General features: G+C 69.0%; 19 protein-coding genes and 3 pseudogenes. 9 read left to right on the top strand and 13 right to left on the bottom strand.

Annotated features, from left to right (window positions below):
• Positions 1 to 128: 128 nt before the first annotated feature.
• The 5 genes from AC2VOR_RS10580 to AC2VOR_RS10600 all read right to left on the bottom strand — a co-directional run bounded on the left by AC2VOR_RS10580 (position 129) and on the right by AC2VOR_RS10600 (position 3,034).
• On the bottom strand, positions 129 to 545 hold the full coding sequence (locus AC2VOR_RS10580; RefSeq protein ID WP_369738591.1) for a lipoprotein LpqH: 417 nt from the start codon (positions 543 to 545) through the stop codon (positions 129 to 131).
• A 13-nt stretch (positions 546 to 558) separates the two neighbouring features.
• A complete protein-coding gene (locus tag AC2VOR_RS10585) occupies positions 559 to 1,395 on the bottom strand; it encodes an SDR family oxidoreductase (RefSeq protein WP_486963754.1) in 837 nt (278 codons plus the stop codon).
• 1 nt (position 1,396) lies between these two features.
• On the bottom strand, positions 1,397 to 1,870 hold the full coding sequence (locus AC2VOR_RS10590; protein WP_369741580.1) for an SRPBCC family protein: 474 nt from the start codon (positions 1,868 to 1,870) through the stop codon (positions 1,397 to 1,399).
• 42 nt (positions 1,871 to 1,912) lie between these two features.
• On the bottom strand, positions 1,913 to 2,365 hold the full coding sequence (gene rpfC, locus AC2VOR_RS10595; RefSeq protein ID WP_369738593.1) for a resuscitation-promoting factor RpfC: 453 nt from the start codon (positions 2,363 to 2,365) through the stop codon (positions 1,913 to 1,915).
• Between the two features lie 93 nt (positions 2,366 to 2,458).
• Positions 2,459 to 3,034: a chorismate mutase gene (locus tag AC2VOR_RS10600; protein ID WP_369738594.1), complete on the bottom strand. Its 576-nt coding sequence runs from the start codon at positions 3,032 to 3,034 to the stop codon at positions 2,459 to 2,461.
• Between the two features lie 159 nt (positions 3,035 to 3,193).
• On the opposite strand from AC2VOR_RS10600, the gene AC2VOR_RS10605 reads away from it, so the two are divergent.
• Positions 3,194 to 3,727 carry a hypothetical protein gene (locus AC2VOR_RS10605; protein ID WP_369738595.1) on the top strand — a complete coding sequence of 178 codons (534 nt, stop codon included), beginning with the start codon at positions 3,194 to 3,196 and terminating at the stop codon, positions 3,725 to 3,727.
• Between the two features lie 80 nt (positions 3,728 to 3,807).
• Here the strand turns inward: AC2VOR_RS10605 and ag85B are convergent, their stop codons facing one another.
• Positions 3,808 to 4,800, bottom strand: coding sequence for a diacylglycerol acyltransferase/mycolyltransferase Ag85B (gene ag85B, locus AC2VOR_RS10610; RefSeq protein WP_369738596.1), 993 nt, complete (start codon positions 4,798 to 4,800; stop codon positions 3,808 to 3,810).
• Between the two features lie 575 nt (positions 4,801 to 5,375).
• On the opposite strand from ag85B, the gene AC2VOR_RS10615 reads away from it, so the two are divergent.
• Positions 5,376 to 6,506, top strand: a complete 1,131-nt coding sequence (locus AC2VOR_RS10615) for a DUF7159 family protein (RefSeq protein ID WP_486963755.1) — start codon at positions 5,376 to 5,378, stop codon at positions 6,504 to 6,506.
• Positions 6,507 to 6,513: 7 nt separating this feature from the next.
• On the opposite strand, the gene AC2VOR_RS10620 is transcribed toward AC2VOR_RS10615, so the two are convergent.
• The 4 genes from AC2VOR_RS10620 to AC2VOR_RS10635 form a co-directional block, all read right to left on the bottom strand.
• Positions 6,514 to 6,759, bottom strand: coding sequence for a hypothetical protein (locus AC2VOR_RS10620; RefSeq protein WP_369738598.1), 246 nt, complete (start codon positions 6,757 to 6,759; stop codon positions 6,514 to 6,516).
• A 245-nt stretch (positions 6,760 to 7,004) separates the two neighbouring features.
• Complete coding sequence (locus AC2VOR_RS10625; RefSeq protein ID WP_369738599.1) at positions 7,005 to 7,553, bottom strand: YceI family protein; 549 nt, start codon at positions 7,551 to 7,553, stop codon at positions 7,005 to 7,007.
• Between the two features lie 14 nt (positions 7,554 to 7,567).
• Entirely contained in the window at positions 7,568 to 8,581 is a 1,014-nt protein-coding gene (locus tag AC2VOR_RS10630; protein ID WP_486963756.1) for an alcohol dehydrogenase, read from the bottom strand.
• A 9-nt stretch (positions 8,582 to 8,590) separates the two neighbouring features.
• A complete protein-coding gene (locus AC2VOR_RS10635; RefSeq protein ID WP_486963757.1) occupies positions 8,591 to 9,877 on the bottom strand; it encodes a cytochrome P450 in 1,287 nt (428 codons plus the stop codon).
• Between the two features lie 292 nt (positions 9,878 to 10,169).
• Here AC2VOR_RS10635 and AC2VOR_RS10640 point away from each other — a divergent pair, with 292 nt between their 5' ends.
• From AC2VOR_RS10640 to AC2VOR_RS10650, 3 genes and pseudogenes are all read left to right on the top strand, one after another.
• Positions 10,170 to 10,574, top strand: coding sequence for a hypothetical protein (locus tag AC2VOR_RS10640; RefSeq protein ID WP_369738602.1), 405 nt, complete (start codon positions 10,170 to 10,172; stop codon positions 10,572 to 10,574).
• A 38-nt stretch (positions 10,575 to 10,612) separates the two neighbouring features.
• Positions 10,613 to 10,834, top strand: a pseudogene (locus tag AC2VOR_RS10645) (hypothetical protein).
• 37 nt (positions 10,835 to 10,871) lie between these two features.
• Positions 10,872 to 11,096 carry an Rv1893 family protein gene (locus AC2VOR_RS10650; protein WP_369738603.1) on the top strand — a complete coding sequence of 75 codons (225 nt, stop codon included), beginning with the start codon at positions 10,872 to 10,874 and terminating at the stop codon, positions 11,094 to 11,096.
• Positions 11,097 to 11,184: 88 nt separating this feature from the next.
• On the opposite strand, the gene AC2VOR_RS10655 is transcribed toward AC2VOR_RS10650, so the two are convergent.
• Complete coding sequence (locus AC2VOR_RS10655; protein ID WP_369738604.1) at positions 11,185 to 12,315, bottom strand: nitronate monooxygenase; 1,131 nt, start codon at positions 12,313 to 12,315, stop codon at positions 11,185 to 11,187.
• 240 nt (positions 12,316 to 12,555) lie between these two features.
• Here AC2VOR_RS10655 and AC2VOR_RS10660 point away from each other — a divergent pair, with 240 nt between their 5' ends.
• The 3 genes and pseudogenes from AC2VOR_RS10660 to AC2VOR_RS10670 all read left to right on the top strand — a co-directional run.
• A complete protein-coding gene (locus AC2VOR_RS10660) occupies positions 12,556 to 14,223 on the top strand; it encodes a PE family protein (protein ID WP_486963758.1) in 1,668 nt (555 codons plus the stop codon).
• Between the two features lie 134 nt (positions 14,224 to 14,357).
• Positions 14,358 to 16,313, top strand: a complete 1,956-nt coding sequence (locus tag AC2VOR_RS10665) for a flavin-containing monooxygenase (RefSeq protein WP_486963759.1) — start codon at positions 14,358 to 14,360, stop codon at positions 16,311 to 16,313.
• A pseudogene (locus tag AC2VOR_RS10670) lies at positions 16,301 to 17,458 on the top strand (zinc-binding dehydrogenase); the annotation flags it as partial. The gene AC2VOR_RS10665 and the pseudogene AC2VOR_RS10670, both read left to right, overlap by 13 nt.
• A gap of 6 nt (positions 17,459 to 17,464) precedes the next feature.
• On the opposite strand, the pseudogene AC2VOR_RS10675 reads toward AC2VOR_RS10670, so the two are convergent.
• Positions 17,465 to 18,259, bottom strand: a pseudogene (locus tag AC2VOR_RS10675) (class I SAM-dependent methyltransferase); the annotation flags it as partial.
• Between the two features lie 40 nt (positions 18,260 to 18,299).
• Complete coding sequence (gene dtd / locus AC2VOR_RS10680) at positions 18,300 to 18,731, bottom strand: D-aminoacyl-tRNA deacylase (protein WP_486963760.1); 432 nt, start codon at positions 18,729 to 18,731, stop codon at positions 18,300 to 18,302.
• Between the two features lie 40 nt (positions 18,732 to 18,771).
• On the opposite strand from dtd, the gene AC2VOR_RS10685 reads away from it, so the two are divergent.
• Positions 18,772 to 19,077 (top strand): MTH1187 family thiamine-binding protein, encoded by a 306-nt coding sequence (locus tag AC2VOR_RS10685; RefSeq protein WP_369738608.1) that lies wholly within the window; start codon positions 18,772 to 18,774, stop codon positions 19,075 to 19,077.
• Positions 19,078 to 19,129 lie beyond the last annotated feature (52 nt).

Raw genomic sequence — 19,129 nt, forward strand, 5'->3', positions numbered from 1 at the left:
CTCTCCAACGAACCGGGGCCTGCTACCCGGCGCTCCGGTACCTACCGGGACGGGACTTCCACCCGCTAGTCCAATCCAACTTTCAGGACGCACCATCGGACCAGCCTAGGCCGCTTCCGCCGGGGGCCTCAGCACTCGGCGGCGATCTTGAAGTCGGTGGTCACCACCTTGTTGGGGTTGCTGCTGCTGATGCCGTAGGCGTTGCCGCTGATGGTGTAGGCGTCGTTGGCGATGTCGGCGTGCGCCTCGCCCACGCCGCCTTCCCAGTAGCTGCCGGTGAAGCCGTCGACGTCACGGATCTTCACCCACTGCGGGATCGCCCGGGCCCCGCTGAGCAGCACCACCGCCTCGACGCGACCGCCGCGGTCGCGGATGTCGATGGTGCGGTACGCCTGCTCCTGGCTGCACGCCGCGGGGCGGGTCGCATGGGTGGCGCCGTCGATGGTCAGATGGGCGGCCTTGCGCGGCATGGTCTGGGGCTGGGCGCACCCCGCGACACCAGCCGCCACCACCACACCAGCGACCGCGAGCAACCGGTTCGGCACGGCTTGACCTCCGTTACTGCCGCTCGGGCATCAGCGCGGGTAGGGATTTGAGGATACGGCCCCGCACGAATTCCGGGCTCAGGCCCTTGAGCAGGTCGATCATCCGGATGCTCCTGGGCGCGTACCAGTGCAATCGGGTCGGGTGCTGGTAGGCCCGCCAGGCCACCTGCGCGACGCTGCTCGCCGGCATCAGCCGGAACATGCCCTTCTTGGGCGCGCGGGCCCGCACGTCCTCGGCCGACGTCGCGCCGGCGCCGGCGCCGGCGGAGTGATCGGTGGTCGTGGTCAGGATGGCCGTGTCGATCAGTCCGGGCAGCACGTCGGCGACCCACACCCCGTGCCGCTGCCATTCGACGCTCAGCGCCTCGGTCAGCCCCTTGACCGCGTGCTTGGTCGAGGAGTACACGGCCAGGCGCGGCATGCCGTAAGTGGCCGAGGACGACGACGTCGAGAACATCAGGCTGCCCGGGGTCTTCTTCAGGTAGGGCAACGCGGCATAGGCGCCGGTCAGCACCGCCTTGAAGTTCACCTCGACGACGCGCATCGCCGCCTCGTAGGGCACATCCTCGAACCAGCCGGTCTCGCCGATGCCGGCGTTGTTCCACATCATGTCCAGGCCGCCGCCGGTATTACCGGCACAGAAGTCGCCCAGGGCCCCCTCCAGCGCCGCTTTGTCCGTCACGTCGGCGGCGCGAGTCCACAGCCGATCACCGCGCAGTTCGCGCTCCAGGGTCGCCAGGCCCTCGGCGTTGCGGTCCACGGCACCGACCCGCCAGCCGTTGGCGTGGAACAGCCTGACCCCCTCGCGGCCCATGCCGCTGGCCGCGCCGGTGATGAGAACCGATCTCAAGTCAGCCTGCCTCGACCACATCTTTGATGCGGTTGAGGGTCTTGGTCATGTCGCGGATGTTGCGCCGCTTGCGCAAGAAGCCGCCGAACAGCCAGTAGACGGCCAGCAACGGGGAGGAGTTCAGCCGAAACGACTCGGTGACGTCGGTGCCGCCTTCGCTGGGCGCCAGCCGGTAGTGCCAGTTGTTCACCGCCCTGTCACCGACGAGCACCGCGAACCCGAACTCGCGGCCGGGTTCGCAGGCGGTGACTTTGCACGTCGTCCAATACACCGGACCGATTTCGTTGCGCCGGACGTGACCACGGAATTTGGCGCCGAGCGCGGGGCCGGTGGCACCGCCCAGCCATTCGGCCTCGAAGACCTCCGGGGAGAACCGCCCGATGTTGCGCACGTCCGCGATCACATCCCAGACCTTGTTCGCGGGCGCACTCATGTGAACCGTCGCAGAACCTTCCATCGCCTGATCAAAACACAGCTCCGCGCCCGCTCCTAGACCTCGAGGGGCGCGCGCCGCCCACTAGTGCGGCGCGGCGAGCTGGATCAGGCCGTTGATGATCTGCTTGATGCCCTGCGCCGGGTGCGAGTACCACGCGATCGGCAGGCCCGATTCGGCGCCGCACTTCGGCCAGGGCTCGACACCCTCTTCGGCGAAAACCCGTTCGGCCACGGCGATTTGTTCCGCCCGCGACGCGGCCGCCGGGTTACCGACACCGCCGTAGCGGGCCCAGGTGCTCGGCTTGAACTGCAGTCCACCGTATTCGCCGTTTCCGGTGTTGGCGTGCCAATTGCCGCCGGACTCGCACTGCGCGATCGCGTCCCAGTTGGGCTCCAGGGGTGCGGCGTGGGCCACGCCGAGGGATGAGGTGAGCCACGTTGCGACGAACCCGCCGACCGTCAGGGCGTTGACGCGAAGTTTGCCGGGTTTTTTCATGCCCAGCATTTCGGCGGGCGTGTCCAAAGCGTTACCCATTTGAAAATGACGCGAGATATGCCGTCTATCTGCGGAAATCGCCCTACCGACAAGTCAAATCGGATTTTTAGAATTCCGTGAGAAAAAACTAAACTATCGCTGGCAATATGATCGCGTGGCCGCCGAGAGGGCTTGCCGGTAGAGGCCGTCCAGCGGCCGCGCGACGTCAGTCCTGGCGGCGTCGAGCCGCCCGGCACAGGCCGGCGAGTGCAGCACGTCCCAGTTGGCCACGACCTGACTCGGCATCGTCTCGATGAGCGCATCGATCGCCGACCGCGACGCCGAGAGGTCCGTCGCATCGGCCGGTGCGCTGTCGGGGTCCAGCTTCCACTGCGCGAAGCGGCTGTATTCGATCGCCTCGGTCGCGTTGACCTGATCGCCGAAGATGCGGGCGACGTAACCGGCGTCGATGTTCCGGACGCTCGCCTGCGCGCCCAGCGCGTCGAGTTCCTGCCGGACACGGGCGGGGTCCTCGACGGCTCCGCCGGTCTTCCACTCGAAGGCCGCCACCGGCTCGTCGAGACCCAGCCGGCGCGCGGCGGCACCGACCAGCTCGACGAGCGGGCCGTCGGCGCCGGCCCCCGCGTGCGGCACAAACGACGTGCCGACCAGCGTGACGAGCACGGCGCACAGCCGGCGACCGCGGGGTTGCCCGCCGACAACGGTCATGACCACGATTGTGGACCGACACCGGACCGCACCGGTCGAAGTTGGCTAGCCTGGCCCCAGACAAACTCAGACACCCCGATGAGCCAGACCGCCTACGACCGTCGCCCCACAAGTCAGGGGACACCACCGCGATGGCTGCGCCCGACGCAGGTTCGCGCATTGACGGCTGCCGTGCTCGCCACCTCGCTGACGCTGGGCGGGGTCTTCGTGGCGGTGGACAGGCTGCATTCCACGCCCGCCGACCTCCTCGACCATCCGGCCGACCCGATCGGCGACGAGCAGGCCGAGTCCCAGGTGCTCAACGCGGCCAGAGAGATCGTCAGCGTCGCCCAGCTGGACACCTCGTCGGCCGGCTACTCCCTGATGTCCTGCAAGAACCGGTACGACCCCCCGTATCAGGGCGCCATCTACCTGACCTTCGCGCTGCCGGCCGGTGCCCGGAGTTTCAGCTATTTCCCGGCGATCCTGCGCGCGCTCGCCGCCCGCGGCTGGGCCGAGGGCCAACCGGCCAACGATCACGCCCTGGGCACGACGCTCTCCAAGGACGCCGTCACGGCGGTCATCTACCGCCAGGACGAGGATCCGGGGCTGGGCATCGTCCGCGTCTACGGTCAGTGCCGGAACATGAACGATCACACCGGCGACGCGACGGCGTGGACCGATGTCACCGACCGGTTCGCGAAGAAGCGCTGACAACCGGCCATGGGCCTTCGACGCGCTGCTGCGCCCGACGGAATCGTCGGGCGCAGCAGCGGAACGTCAGCAGGGCGGGTTTATTCGCCGCCCCCGGGGGTGGCGCCCAGGGTGCTCTGCAGGTCGGGCTTCATGGCGTTGAGCTGGGCGCCCCAGTACTCCCAGCTGTGGGTGCCGTTCTGGTCGAAGTTGAACACCGCGTTGTGGCCGCCGGCCGCGTTGTAGGCGTCCTGGAACTTCAGGTTGCTGCTGCGCACGAAGTTCTCCAGGAACTCGGCAGGCATGTTGGCCCCGCCCAGCTCCGACGGGGTGCCGTTACCGCAGTAGACCCACAGGCGGGTGTTGTTGGCGACCAGCGTCGGGATCTGGACGGTGGGGTCGTTGCGCTGCCAGGCCGGGTCGCTCGACGGTCCCCACATGTCGTCGGCCTTGTAACCGCCCGCGTCACCCATGGCCAGGCCGATCAGGCTCGGGCCCATCCCGCTGGAGGGGTCCAGCAGCGCCGACAGCGAGCCGGCGTAGATGAACTGCTGCGGGTGATACACCGCCAGGATCATCGCGGACGAGCCGGACATCGAGATGCCGACCGCGGCGCTACCGGTGGGCTTGACGCTGCGATTCGACGACAGCCACTGCGGAAGCTCGCTGGTCAGGAAGGTCTCCCACTTGTAGGTCTTGCAACCGTCGTGACCGCAGGCCGGCTGGTACCAGTTGGTGTAGAAGCTGGACTGCCCACCCACGGGCATGATCACGGAAAGACCGGACTTGTAGTACCACTCGAACGCCGGGGTGTTGATGTCCCAACCGTTGTAGTCGTCCTGGGCCCGCAGCCCGTCGAGCAGGTAGACAGCCGGGGAGCCGTTTCCGCCGCTCTGAAACTGCACCTTGATGTCGCGGCCCATCGACGGCGACGGCACCTGGAGATACTCGACGGGTAGACCGGGGCGCGAGAACGCCCCCGCCGTCGCCGCGCCCCCGGCAAGACCGATCAGGCCGGGCAAAGCCGTGGCCGCCGCCGCACCGACCATTAGCCGACGCCCCCAAGCCCGGATCTTGTCGCTCACGTCTGTCATACCTGCCCCTTAGTCGTATGTCGTCGCGTGTCTTCGCTGGAATTTACCGTGGTTAGCGGCCGAATGTCGATCAGGACGCGGCCTCGTCTCAATTGTGTTGCGCTATTCGCTGCGGATTACGCGCGCCAGGGCGGAGCGCGCTGGGATCATTCCGGTTCCCCGTACGGCGATCGGCGCGGCAACAGCGCAGGTGGGCGCGGTGGCAGATGCGATTCGCCGGACCGTTCCCGCAGCGACTAAGACATCCATTGACATGTCCAGATTCCCGCTGCGGGGAAAGCCGGCGATGAGACGCCGCGGCCGGTTTCGGGGCGAACAACGCCGTGCGGGTGCTGCTCCGCGGCGTCGGGTGTGGCATGATTCGGCGGCCCGCTGGCTGGCGTCTGTGAATTGGGCGCGGGATTGCGGACCGGAGCACTCAGCGGTGGACGGCAAGCGTAGGCTCTCACGGAGCACGCCGATGGAGACCACGCTTCCCGGTCCGTTCCGGCTCTCACGATCTACCGCACCAGCGGTTTCATGGTGCGCGACGGTGAGACCGAGGGCGTCGGCGGTCGAATGATTGAGGTGCGAATTTGGACACGGTACTGGGACTGTCGGTGACGTCGACCGCCGTCGGGTGGGTCCTCGCCGAGGGGCACGATGCCGACGGCACCATTCTGGACCACCGCGAGATGCCGCTGCATGCCGGCGGCGGGGTGCCCGCAGTGGGCACGGCCGAGCAGGTCACCGGTGAGGTACTGCGGGTGGAGGCCATGGCGGCCGCGAACGATCAGCGGGTGCGAGTCGTCGGCGTGACGTGGACCGACGAGGCTGCCGCGCAGGCCGCGCTGCTGATGGAGGCGCTGACCGACGCGGGTTTCGACAACATCGTCCCGGTCCGATTGCTCGAGGCGGTCGAGACGCTGGCTCGGGCCATCGCGCCCGTCATCGGTTTCGAACAGACCGTGGTCTGCATCCTCGAGCACGACTTCGCCACCGTCGTCATGGTCCACACCCACAACGGCGCGACGCAGACTGCCGTCAAGCACTTGAGCGGCGGCTTCGACGGTCTCACGTCGTGGCTGACCGGGATGTTCGAGCGCAACGGCTGGCGTCCCGGGGGAGTGGTCGTCGTCGGCGCCGACAGCGACATCCAGGATTTCTCGTGGGAGCTGGAAAAGGCTTTGCCGGTCCCGGTGTTCGCCCAGAACATGGTCCAGGTGACAGTGGCCCGGGGCGTGGCGCTGACCGCGGCGCGCAGCACCGAGTTCACCGATGAGCAACTGGTGGTGCACACGCCCGAACCGGGCGCTGCACCCGCGCGGCCCCGGCGCCTGTCCTATGCCGGCGCGGTGACCGCGCTGTCCGCCGGCGCGGTCACCTTCGTCGCCTCGCTGTCGCTGGCCGTGGGCATCGAGATCTCCCCGAAGGGCGACGCCACCTCGGCGAAGCACGCGGTGCACTCCCGGGCACCGCAGGTGGCCCAGGCCGTCGCACCGGCCGTCGCACCGCCCCGGCAGGCCACAGTGTCGCCCGCGCCGGCGCCGGAGGCCACGGCGTCGGCGCCCGCTGACGAAACACCCGCCGCGGAAGCGGTGCAGCCGCGCACCCCCGAGGAACAGCCATCGGCGCCCGACACCCGCCAGCCCTACCTCGCCAGAGTGCTCGAGCACATCCCCGGCGACGCGGGCGACTCGGCGCCGGGCGCTGCCGAGCAACCGTGATCCGGGACTACCCGCGCCGGGTCGCCGTGCAGTAGTAGTTGTCCAGGAATGCCGCGTTGGCCGGCGTGTCCGCGATCTCGGGCAGTCCGTTGACGGTCAGCAACTGGTTCAGCGTCGTCGAGCCGGTCTCCCAGCCGTGGTCGCCGAGGTAGGCCGCGACGTCGTTGCGTTCGACGTCATACCGCAGATCGGCCAGCTCGATGTCGAACCCGTGTGCCCGCCACCACTCGCTCGCCGCTTGCAGCGGGTCCACGGCGGGACCGTCGGCCTCGCCCGGCGGGCTGGCGAAGATCTCGGCGGCCAGCCTGCTGTCCGAGGCGCTGAGCTCGGTGATGTTGTCCAGCAGGCGATCCTGGGCCTCTGGCGGCAGGAACGCCAGCAGCCCCTCCGCGATCCATGCGGTGGGCCGCCTGGCATCAAAACCCGCCTACCGCAACGCCTTCGGCCAGTCCTGGCATCGAGCCCCTTCCGGTGAACCGGGGACACGAGCGGTAGCTGTCAGTCGCCTTTGGCGTGCACCGCGGTGAACGCCAGCGTCACCTCGTCGGCGACCTGCACCGAGCCCATCAGCAGCGAATAGGGCTTGACGCCGTAGTCGGACTGGCGAACGCCGGTGTCCGCCGACATCCGCCAGGTGTCACCGAGATCCTCTGTTCGCAAGTCGACGGCGTGTTCGCGCGATTTCCCCCGAATGTGCAGCTTCCCGATGATCCGATACCCGCCCTCGGTCTTGTTAATCGTCTCGGCGACGAAGCGGATGTCGGGGAAGCGGCCGGCATCCAACGACTTCAACGCATTCGACCGCGCCAGGGCCTTTTCCGGCGCGGACAACCCCTTGACGCCGCCCTCGCCGCGCAGCACCTCGAGGGAATCCGTCTCGACCACCAACTCCAGGCCCGCCGGTTCGGTCCCGGCCCAGCTCACCGTGGCGTGCCATCGCGTCATCGCGATCGTGAGGCGGTGGCCCATGCGCGCGGCCCGGCCGGTGACCCGGGTGCGGATGAGCAACTCACCGTCGGAGGCGTCCAGCGCCCAGGTGTCGGTCACAGACGGCCCCCTGGTCACATGGTGAGGACGGTGCGGTAGTGGGCGCGGCCTTCCTCGAGCGCCGCGTAGCCCTGCGCGGCCTGCGCCAGCGGCAGCTCCTCGACCCACGCGCGCACGCCCGCCATCACGGCGAAATGCATTGTGTCCTCGACGTCCTTGGCGGTGCCCGAGGGATGCCCGACGATGCGCAGCCCCGGGCTGATCAGCTGGACGGGACTGATCGGCAGGGGGTCGGGGGTCACGCCGAGCGTGACCAGTTCGCCCTGGGGCGACAGCCCGCCGACGGTGTCGGCCATGGCCTGCGAGTTGCCGGCGGTGGCCAGGACGACCGCCGCCCCGCCCAGCGCCCGCATCGCCTCGGCGACGTCGCCGCTGGTCGAGTCGACGTAGTGGTGGGCCCCCAACTTCCGCGCATCCTCGGCTTTGGCGGTGCCGCGGTTGATCGCGATAGTCTCGAAGCCCATCGCCCGGGCGAACTGAATCGCCAGGTGGCCGAGACCGCCGACGCCCAGGACCGCAACCCGGTCACCCGGCAACGCCTTGGTGTGGCGCAGCGCGTTGTAGGTCGTCACACCGGCGCAACCCATCGGGGCGGCCTCCACGTCGGTGAGCCCGTCCGGAATCCGGGCCAGCGCGCTGGCCGGCACCGTCACCGACTCCGCGTAACCGCCGGGGTAGTGCCAGCTGGGGACCTTGCCGTTTTCGCAGTGAATGAACTGGCCTTTCCGACACTGGTCGCACCGGTAGCAGCAGCCGCCGAACCAACCGACCGCCACCCGCTCGCCAACCGCGAAATCCTCGACACCCGCGCCGAGTTCGGCGATGTTCCCGGCGATCTCATGACCGGGAGTCAGGGGCCAGGATATGTTCGGGAAGCCGCCGTGGACGAAGGCTCGGTCGGTGCCGCAGATGCCGCACGCGGTGACCGCTATGCGCACCTCATCGCGGGCGGGTGCTCGGGTTTCGACGGCGGCGAGCTCCAGGGAGCCACCGGCAGAATGGATTTGGACGGCTTGGTGAGTGGGCACCCACTTAGCCTAATGCGCCACAGACGGTGTCGCCGCCCCGTCGGTGTGGTAGTCGACCTGCCAGTGCTTGATGCCGTTGAGCCAGCCCGACCGCAGCCGCTCAGGCTGGCCGATCGACTCCAGGTTCGGGATGCCGTCGGCGATCGCGTTGAACATCAGGTCGATGGTCATGCGCGCCAGGTTCGCCCCGATGCAGTAATGGGCGCCGGTGCCACCGAAACCCACGTGCGGGTTGGGATCGCGCAGGATGTTGAAGGTGAACGGGTCCTCGAAGACGTCCTCGTCGAAATTGGCCGAGCGGTAGACCATCACCACCCGCTGGCCTTTCTTGATCTGAACGCCGGACAGCTCGTAGTCCTCGAGGGCAGTGCGCTGGAACGATGTGACCGGGGTGGCCCACCGAACGATCTCGTCGGCTGCGGTGGCCGGACGCTCGCGCTTGTACAGCTCCCACTGGTCGGGAAAGTCGGTGAAGGCCATCATGCCCTGGGTGATGGAGTTGCGGGTGGTCTCGTTTCCGGCGACCGCGAGCAGGATGACGAAGAAGCCGAACTCGTCGTCGGAGAGCTTGTGGCCGTCGATGTCGGCCTGGACCAGCTTGGTGACGAGGTCCTCGCCGGGGTCCTTCGCCCGGTCGGCGGCCATCTGCATGCCGTACATGATGAGCTCGACGGACGCGGTGATGGCGTCGTTGTTGGCGAACTCGGGGTCCTGGTCGCCGACCATCTCGTTGGACCAGTGGAAGAGCTTTTTGCGTTCTTCCTGTGGCACGCCCATCAGCCCGGCGATGGCCTGCAACGGCAGCTCGCACGAGACCTGTTCGACGAAGTCACCGCGACCCTGGGCCGCCGCTTCCTCGACGATGCGCCGGGCGCGCTCGGCGAGGTCGCCGCGCAGGCGCTCGATGGCCCGCGGGGTGAAGGCCCGCGAGATGATCTTGCGCAGCCGGGTGTGCTGCGGCGCGTCCATGTTGAGCAGGACGAACTTGCCGCGTTCGACCTGTTCGTCGACCGTGCCGTCCTTGTAGCGCGGCAGGGCCGTCTTCTGCAGGCTGGAGAAGACGTCGCTGCGCAGCGAGATCTCCTTGACGTCCTTGTGTTTGGAGACCACCCAGAAGCCGCCGTCGTCGAAACCGCCCGCACCGATGGGCTGCTCGTTCCACCAGATCGGCGCGGTCCGCCGCAACTCGGCGAGCTCTTCCACCGGCAGCCGTTTCGCGTGGATGTCGGGATCGGTGAAGTCGAAGCCGGGTGGCAGGTTGGGGACCGGGGTGGCGGCTGGCTCGGCGGTTGGCATGGGCCCACTCCTCGAAACGAAGTCGTCTAGTCGTCCTTCAGTGCAAATAAACCATTGCCACCCCCCGTTGTGAAGCATCATCGCGATATCTCCGAGAAGAACTGCAACGTGTTCACTGGCCCGGAATCGTGGGCGGGCGGCGTCTTGGTCCACACCCGCGGCGGTCGTCCGGCGGCGGCGCCGAACCCGAAACGCCTTGAGACCCGCGGCCCAATGGATATGCTTTGTGCAGGTCACCGGCGGATCGCCGGGAGCGGGTGGCACGAAGGCTTACAGAAGCTGAGGGTGGAGCATGATTCGCGAACTACTCACCGTCGTTGTGGTCGCCGGCGGCGCGGTCGGTCTGGCGCCGTGCGCGGCCGCCGACCAGCATTACGACGGCGACGTGCCGGGGATGAACTACGACGCCTCCCTCGGCGCGCCCTGCGACAACTACGAGCGCTTCATCTTCGGGCGCGGCCCCAGCGGGCAGGCCGAGGCGTGCCATTTCCCCCCGCCCAACCAGTTCCCGGCCGCGACCACCGGCTACTGGGTGATGTCCTACCCGCTGTACGGAGTTCAGCAGGCCGGGGCCAAGTGCCCGGGCCCGCAGTCGGCGGCACAGTCGCAGGCGGGGCTTCCCATGCTGTGTCTGGGTGCGCAGGGATGGCAGGAAGGATGGTTCACCGGGGCAGGGTTCTTCCCGCCCGAACCGTGACCGGCTGACCCACGGACCGCGGGCCCGCCGAACCGCCGATCCCGCGCTGGGTGCGCGTCGTCCTGGCCTCCGATCGGGCGGGCTCGGCCGGGTACGTCTGAACCGGCTCCTTCTTCGCACCCGCGCCCGCCCCGGGCTCCCCGTGGCCCGCGGTCACCGCCGCACCCGGGCTGGCGCGGATCCTGCGATCCGGCGCCGAGATCCCCGAAAAGTACTGGCGCACTTTGGTGAACTACTTCAGACCTGCCCGCCGCGTCTAGAGTCTTAACAAAGTCCGGCAACCATGAGGAGACTCCGATGGGCTTCAACCCCAAAGACGCCGTCGACGCGGCCAGGGACATCGCGACCAACGCGGTCGAGAAGGCGTCCGACATCGTCGAACACGCCAGCGACATCATCCGGGGCGACATCTCCGGCGGCGCCAGCGGCATCGTCCAGAACTCCATCGACATCGGCACGTACGCGGTCGACAGGACCAGGGAAATGTTCACCGGCAGCGACGACGACGACGAGGACGACTAGCCCGTCATCGAACCCTTGCCACGCCCCCGTCGACCAACGTGGTTGGTATGCACCAAGATTCGCGCATACCCACCACGTTCGGCGCGCCTCAGACGGCGGCCGCCTCGTTGAGCTCGTCGAGCCGGTTGGTCGCCTCGAGGTACTCCTGCACCCACCGCTCGATGACGGTCGCGGTCTTCTCCACCTTGGTGAACTGACCGACGACCTGGCCGACCGGGTTGAACGCGACGTCCACGCTCTCGTTCGGGTACCTGTTCGTGGCCCGCACCGCCATGCCGGAGACCATGTACTGCAGCGGCATGCCGAGCGGCTTCGGGTTGTCCGGCGCCTCCCACGCCTCGGTCCAGTCGTTGCGCAGCATGCGGGCCGGTTTGCCGGTGAACGACCTGCTGCGCACGGTGTCGCGGCTGCCCGCCTTGACGTATGCCGCCTGCTGGACGGGCGTGTTCGAGGACTCCTCGACCATCAGCCACTGCGAGCCGGTCCACGCGCCCTGCGCGCCGAGCGCCAAAGCCGCCGCGATCTGCTGGCCGCTGCCGATGCCGCCGGCCGCCAGCACCGGCACGGGTGCGACCTCCTTGACCACCTGCGGCCACAGCACGATCGAACCCACCTCACCGCAGTGCCCGCCGGCCTCGCCGCCCTGGGCGATGATGATGTCGACGCCCGCGTCGGCGTGCTTGCGGGCCTGCGAGGGCGAGCCGCACAACGCCGCCACCTTGAGTCCCGCGTCGTGGATGTGCTTGATCATGTCGGCCGGGGGAGTGCCGAGCGCGTTGGCGATCATCTTCACCTTCGGGTGCTTGAGCGCCACCTCGACCTGCGGCGTGGCGGTCGCCTCGGTCCACCCGAGCAGCTGCAGGCTGTCGCCGTCGCTGTCCTCGATCGGCACGCCGTGGTCGGCGAGGATCTTCTTGCCGAAGTCCAGGTGCTCCTGGGGCACCATCTTGCGCAGCGTCTCGGCCAGTTCCTCGGCGGACAGATGCGAGTCCATGCCCTCGTACTTGTTCGGGATCACGATGTCGACGCCGTAGGGGTGGTCGCCGATGTTCTCGTCAATCCAGTTGAGCTCGATCTCGAGCTGCTCGGGTGTGAAGCCGACGGCGCCCAGCACGCCGAAACCGCCGGCCTTGCCGACGGCGACCACCACGTCGCGGCAGTGGGTGAACGCGAAGATCGGAAACTCGATACCGAGTTCGTCGCAGATGGCGGTGTGCATACAAACTCCTCGGACGCCGGGCGAAATTGAAACGTGTTCTACTTTAGTACGGTCGCCGCCGACGGGGCCAGCCAGGTCCGGCGCGTGGCAACTACGACCGATCATGGCCGGACCCTCACCGCAGCGAAGCGCGCGCCGGCCTGCGGGGCATCGGGTGCGCGTTACTGACGTGGTGTCAGCAACGCGCGGTTATGCGCCTACCATTTACCGGGGACGGTAGACCTACCGCCGGAGGTGTAGATGTCTTTCGTAGTCGCAGCGCCGGACGTGTTGGCGTCGGCGGTGGCGGACGTGGCACAAATCGGTTCTGTGCTCAACGCAGCCAACGCGGCCGCCGCGGGCCCGACCGCCGTGATGGCGGCTCCCGCCGCCGACCAGGTGTCGGCTGCGGTCGCCTCGTTGTTCAATGGCCACGCGCAGGAATACCAGATGCTCGGCGCTGAGGCGGCCGAGGTCCACGCGCAGTTCGTGCAGGCGCTCAGCGGCGCCGGCAACGCCTATGCGGCCGCCGAGGCGGCCAATGCTGCGCCGCTGCAGAACCTCGGGCAGGAGATGTTGGGAGCGATCAACGCACCCACCCAGGCGCTGTTGCAGCGCCCGCTGATCGGCAACGGCACCAACGGGGTGGCAGGCGGAACATTGACTCAAGCCAACGGCGGTCCCGGCGGGCTCCTCTGGGGGAACGGAGGCAACGGCGCGACCGACCTGGCCGGTCAGGGCGGTGCCGGCGGGCCCGCAGGGCTGTTCGGCAGCGGTGGCTCCGGCGGCACGGGGACCCTTTTGGCCGGCGGCGCCGGCGGCAACGGCGGCTGGCTGTGGGGCAACGGCGGCGCCGGCGGGTCCGCCACCACCGCTGGCGCGATCGGCGGGACCGGCGGCAACGCGCTGTTGCTCGGCGCGGGTGGCCCCGGCGGAAGCGGCGGCGCCGCCGGAATCTCCGGGATCGGCGGGAACGGCGGGAACGGCGGCGCCGGCGGCCACGGCGGCTTCCTGGCGGGCATGGGCGGCACCGGCGGGACCGGCGGCGACACGACCACCGGAAGAGGAGGGACCGGTGGTGCCGGCGGCAACGGAATCGGCCTGTTCACCGGCAATGGCGGCGCCGGAGGCGCGGGCGGCAACGCGACCGGCACCGGTGACGGCGGCATCGGGGGCGCGGGCGGTGACGGCGCGGCACGCCTGCCCTTCGGGATCGACTTCGCCAGCGGCGGCGCGGGCGGCGCCGGCGGAACCGCCACCACGGGGACGGGCGGTGCGGGCGGTGCCGGCGGCGCTGGCGCCGCCGCCGGTTTCGTCGGATTCGACCTCGTCCAGGGCGGCGCGGGCGGCGCGGGCGGCGCCGCGACCGGCACCGGCGGAACCGGCGGTGTCGGTGGCGCCGGTGGCATGACCGGCGCCCCGGTCGTCGTCGGGGCGGGCTTCGCCCAGGGCGGCAACGGCGGGGTTGGCGGCGCGGCCGTCCTCGGCACCGGCGGACAGGGCGGCGACGGCGGCATCGGCGCCACGCTCGCCGGCATCGCCGGCGGCGGCAACGGCGGCCAGGGCGGCGAAGGTCTCACCGGCGGCAACGCCGGCAACGGCGGCTTGGGCGCCGCGTTCGTCAGCGCTGTCGGCGGCGCGGGCGGACACGGCGGCGAGAGCCTCGGGACCGCCCCCGGCCAGGGCGGAAACGGCGGCGACGGCCTCGGGTTCTTCGCCGGGGGCGGCCACGGCGGTGACGCGGGCACCGGCGTTGGTTCGGCTGACGGCGGCAACGGCGGCAACGCCGGAGTGTTCCAGAACGGGACCTACACCCCGTCGTTCTTCGGTATCGGCGGCGACGGCGGCAACGGCGTCAACGGGGGCGTGGGCGGCACCGGTGGGCTCTCCGGCTACATCGGCGCCAACGGAAACAACGGCACGTCGTAGCCGGATTCTCGGCCGGCGCCGCCGCGGCGCCGGCGCTCTTGATCCAGGGGTTGCCCGCGGGTAGCCTGGGTGCCAATTACGACACTGGTAGTAGCGTAATTTTTTCTTCCCCGCTTACCGAGAGGATCGGCGCGATGCGCAGCCCCTATGCCGGCCGGCCCTTCACCACCCCGACGCCCGAGATCGCCGCTGCGCTCGACGATGTCAGCATTCCGACGCTGCTGCTGTCCCTCGTCCACATCACCGGCGACCCCCGGTTCATTCGCGACTTCAAGCCGATGGGCAGCTTCCTCAACGAGATCCAGGGCTTCATGTCGGAGGAGGACAAGGCCCGGGCCCGCGCGGCGGCGCTGCCCGTGCTCACCGAGTACCGGGACCGCGGTTGTCCCGAGCCGCAACCGCTGAGTTCGGACCTGATCCGGGAGATGCTGGACTGGGCCGCCTGCGAGCATGTCACCGACGACTACCTGCCTCTGATCGCCGAGGAGATGGACCTCGACGGCGTCGACCCCCGCCGCCCGGCGGCCCTGCCGAGCGAACGCGCGGCAGAACTCCCCGTCCTCGTCGTCGGATGCGGCGAATCCGGCATCCTGGCCGGCATCCGGCTCAAGCAGGCCGGCATCCCGTTCACGATCGTGGAGAAGAACGCTGGCCCCGGCGGAACATGGTGGGAGAACAGCTATCCCGGCGCCCGCGTCGACGTCGCCAACCACTTCTACTGCTACAGCTTCGAACCCAACAACGACTGGACGCATTTCTTCGCCGAGCAGGACGAGTTGCAAGACTATTTCGCCCGGGTGATGGACAAGCACGAACTGGGCGAGCGGGTGCGCTGGCAGACCGAGATGGTTGCCGCCGAATGGGACGACCACGACGGCGTGTGGGGCGTGACGCTGCGCTCGGCCGACGGCTGGACCGAGACAATGCGCGCGCGGGCCCTCATCACCGCGGTCGGCCAGCTGAACCGGCCTTTCATCCCCGACTTCGACGGCGCCGAGACCTTTGCCGGCCCGGCGTTTCACTCCTCGGCCTGGGATCATTCCGTCGATTTGACCGGCACGCGGGTGGCGCTGATCGGAGCCGGCGCCAGCGGTTTTCAGATCGCGCCCGCGATCGCGGGCGACGTCGAGCACCTGACGGTCTTCCAGCGGACAGCGCAGTGGATGTTCCCCAACCCGATGTATCACGACGCGGTCGGCGACGGGATGCGCTGGGCGATGCGCCACCTGCCGTACTACGGACGGTGGTACCGGTTTTTGGTGCTGTGGCCCGGCGCCGACAAGGGGCTCGACGCGGCACGCTGCGACGCCGAGTACGCCGACCAGGGCGAGGCGGTCAGCGACATCAATGCCGCCGCCCGGATGATGTTCTCCCAGTGGATCACCAGCCAGGTGGGCGAAGACGACGCGTTGCTGGCCAAGGTGCTGCCCGACTATCCGGCCTGCGGCAAGCGCACGCTGCAGGACAACGGCAGCTGGCTGCAAACCCTGCAACGGGACAACGTCGAACTGGTGCGCACCCCGATCCGGGCGATCACCCCGCGCGGCGTCGTCACCGAAGACGGCGTGACGCATGACCTCGACGTCATCCTCTATGCCACCGGGTTCCGGCACACCGACGTGCTGTGGCCGCTGAAGATCACCGGGCGCGACGGCACCGACCTGCACGAGATGTGGGGGAGCCGCCCGTACGCCTACCTGGGTATCACCGTTCCGAACTTCCCCAACCTGTTCATCATCTACGGGCCCGGCACCCACCTCGCCCACGGCGGCAGCCTCATCTTCCAGTCCGAGCTGCAGATGCGTTACGTCAACCGGTGTCTCGAGCATCTGGTGGAGGCCGATCTGCATTCCCTGGAGCCGGAGGCCGAGGCGGCCACGGCCTGGCATCAGCGGACACAGGCCGAGATCAAGCGGATGGTGTGGTCGCACCCCGCCGTCAAGCACACCTACTTCAAAAATCCCGACGGCGAGATCCACACCGTGAGCCCATGGCGCCTCCCCGAGTACTGGGCAGCGGTCCGCGAGCCCGACTGGTCCCAATTCATCCTGCGGACAAAGGAAGCGAGTACGCCGACATGCGGACGGTAGTCATCGACGGACCCACCAGCATCCGGGTCGACACCCGCCCCGACCCGGCGCTTCCCGGCCCCGACGGAGCGATCGTCGAAGTCAGCGCGGCCGGCATCTGCGGTTCCGACCTGCACTTCTACGAGGCGGATTTCCCCCTGGCCGAACCGATCCCGCTCGGCCACGAAGCGGTGGGGACCGTCGTCGAGATCGGGCCGGAGGTGCGCACGGTCAAGGTCGGCGACCAGGTGATGGTGTCGTCGGTGACCGGCTGCGGCAAGTGCCCCGGCTGCGCCACCCGGGATCCGGTGATGTGCCACAACGGATTTCAGATCTTCGGCGGCGGCGCGCTCGCCGGTGCGCAAGCCGATCTGCTGGCCGTGCCCGCGGCCGACTTCCAGCTGCTGAAGATCCCCGAGGCGCTCAGCACGGAGCAGGCGCTGTTGCTGACCGACAACCTCGCCACCGGCTGGGCGGCCGCGCAGCGGGCCGATATTCCGCTCGGCGGCACCGTGGCGGTGATGGGCCTCGGCGCGGTCGGGCTGTGTGCGCTGCGCAGCGCGCTATTCCAAGGCGCCGCGGAGGTTTTCGCCGTCGACCGAGTCGATGGCCGCCTGGACCGTGCTGCGTCCTGGGGGGCGACACCGCTCAAGGCGCCAGCGGTCGAGGCGATCCTGGCCGCCACGGGCGGGCGCGGAGCCGACGCGGTGATCGACGCAGTCGCCACCGATGCCTCGATGACCGACGCCCTCAATGCGGTCCGGCCCGGCGGCACCGTCTCGGTCGTCGGAGTACACGACCTGCAACCGTTCCCACTGAACGCGCTGGGCTGCCTGATCCGCAGCATCACGCTGCGCATGACGACGGCGCCGGTGCAGCGGACCTGGCCGGAATTGATTCCGCTGCTCGCCTCCGGCCGACTGGACGTGGACGGCATCTTCACGACGACCCTGCCGCTGGACGAGGCGGCCAAGGGTTATGCGACCGCGGCCGCCCGCAACGGCGACGACGTCAAGATCCTGCTGACACCCTAGGAGTCCCTACCGCGTCGCCGTGATGTACTGCGACCGCATGAAGCTGTCGATCTTGACGTCCACTTCCGGCGGGATCATCCCGTACGCCGCTTCCAGCTGAAGGGTGTTGCGGATCGGCTCCACACGCCAACCGTGCGAGGACAGCCAGTCGGCCGGGTCGCTCTTGGGCTCATAGGTCAGCGCCGAGAAATCGACGCTCCCCGACATGTTGACTCCCGGGTGGGCCGCCTCCAAGCCTTCCAGCTGGTCGTGATCCAGCCGCGTGCCCAACGCACCCACGGCCACTCGGCTGCCCGGCGCGCTCAGGCCGCTGATCAGGGTGAAAAGCGTGTTCTGGGCCTCGTCGGTCAGGTAGGGCAGAATTCCCTCCACCGACCAGGCGCTGGGACGTTCCACGTCGAAGCCGGCCGCCTCCAGCGGCTTGGACCATTCACTGCGCAGGTCCGCGGCGACCTCGACCCGGCGCGCCTTCGGGGCGGCGCCGTGCTCAGCCAGCACCCGGGACTTGAACTCCAGCACCTTGGGCAGATCGATTTCGAAAACCGTTGTGCCCGATGGCCAATCGAGCCGGTACGCCCGCGAATCCAGGCCGGCGGCGACGATCACCGCCTGCTGCACGCCCGCTTGTCCCGCCGAGAGGAAGAAGTCGTCGAAGAATCGGGTCTGGACACCGTAGAGGCGGGGAAAGGCCGTCTGGTCCTCGGAGGTCCCCGGGTTGGCGAGCACGTCGGCCAGATACGGGTCCTGCGACGCGGCGATGAATGCCTGCGCGTACTCGTCGCGAACCAACGGCTGCGGGCTCGTGGCGTGCACCGCCCGCCAACCGGCCACCAGCAACGCGGTGTAACCCACGCTGCTGACGATGTCCCAGTGGTCGTCGTCGGAACGCAACGACCCGAACTCAGGTGTCGTGCTCAATTCGGTCCTCCCCATCGCAGTCCCCGACGTCACCAAGGTACCCGCAGCGGCACGGTCAAACCTCGAGAAGCACCGTGACCGGGCCGTCGTTGACCAAATCCACCTGCATGTCCGCGCCGAAGACCCCGGTTGCCACGTGGGCACCCAACTGCCCCAACGCCTCCGCGAACGTCGCCACCAGCGGTTCGGCGACGGAGCCGGGGGCCGCGGCGTTCCACGACGGGCGGCGGCCTTTCGCGGTGTCGGCGTACAGGGTGAACTGACTGACCACCAGGATCGGCGCGTCGACGTCAGCGGCGGACTGCTCACCAGCGAGAATGCGCAGGTTCCAAAGCTTTTCCGCCAGGCGCCGCGCTTTGCCGGCGTCGTCGCCGTGGGTGACGCCGACGAAGGCGAGCAGTCCCTGGCCGGACGGGGAGATGGCGCTCACCACCCGCCCGTCGACCGACACCGCCGCCGAGGAGACCCGTTGCACCAGAATCCGCACGATCCTCGATGCTGCCAGGCCCGCTGGGTAGGCTCGTCAGGTGTCTGTGCTCGTGGCGTTTTCCGTGACCCCGCTGGGCGTGGGCGAGAGCGTCGGCGAAATCGTCGCCGAAGCGGTACGGGTGGTTCGCGATTCCGGCCTGCCGAACCAGACGGATTCGATGTTCACCGTGGTCGAAGGTGATACCTGGGAAGAGGTGATGGGCGTCGTGCAGCGCGCGGTCGAGGCCGTGGCCGCCCGCGCCCCCCGGGTCAGCACGGTGATCAAGGTGGACTGGCGCGCCGGGGCCGGCGACGCGATGACGGCGAAAGTCGCCTCCGTCGAACGACACCTGGCCGGCGGTTAGCCTGCACGGCGGTGCTGAACGCCCGTTCGGCCGCCTCACCGTGAACGGCGAA

The organism is Mycobacterium sp. TH-M103 (assembly GCF_057473785.1).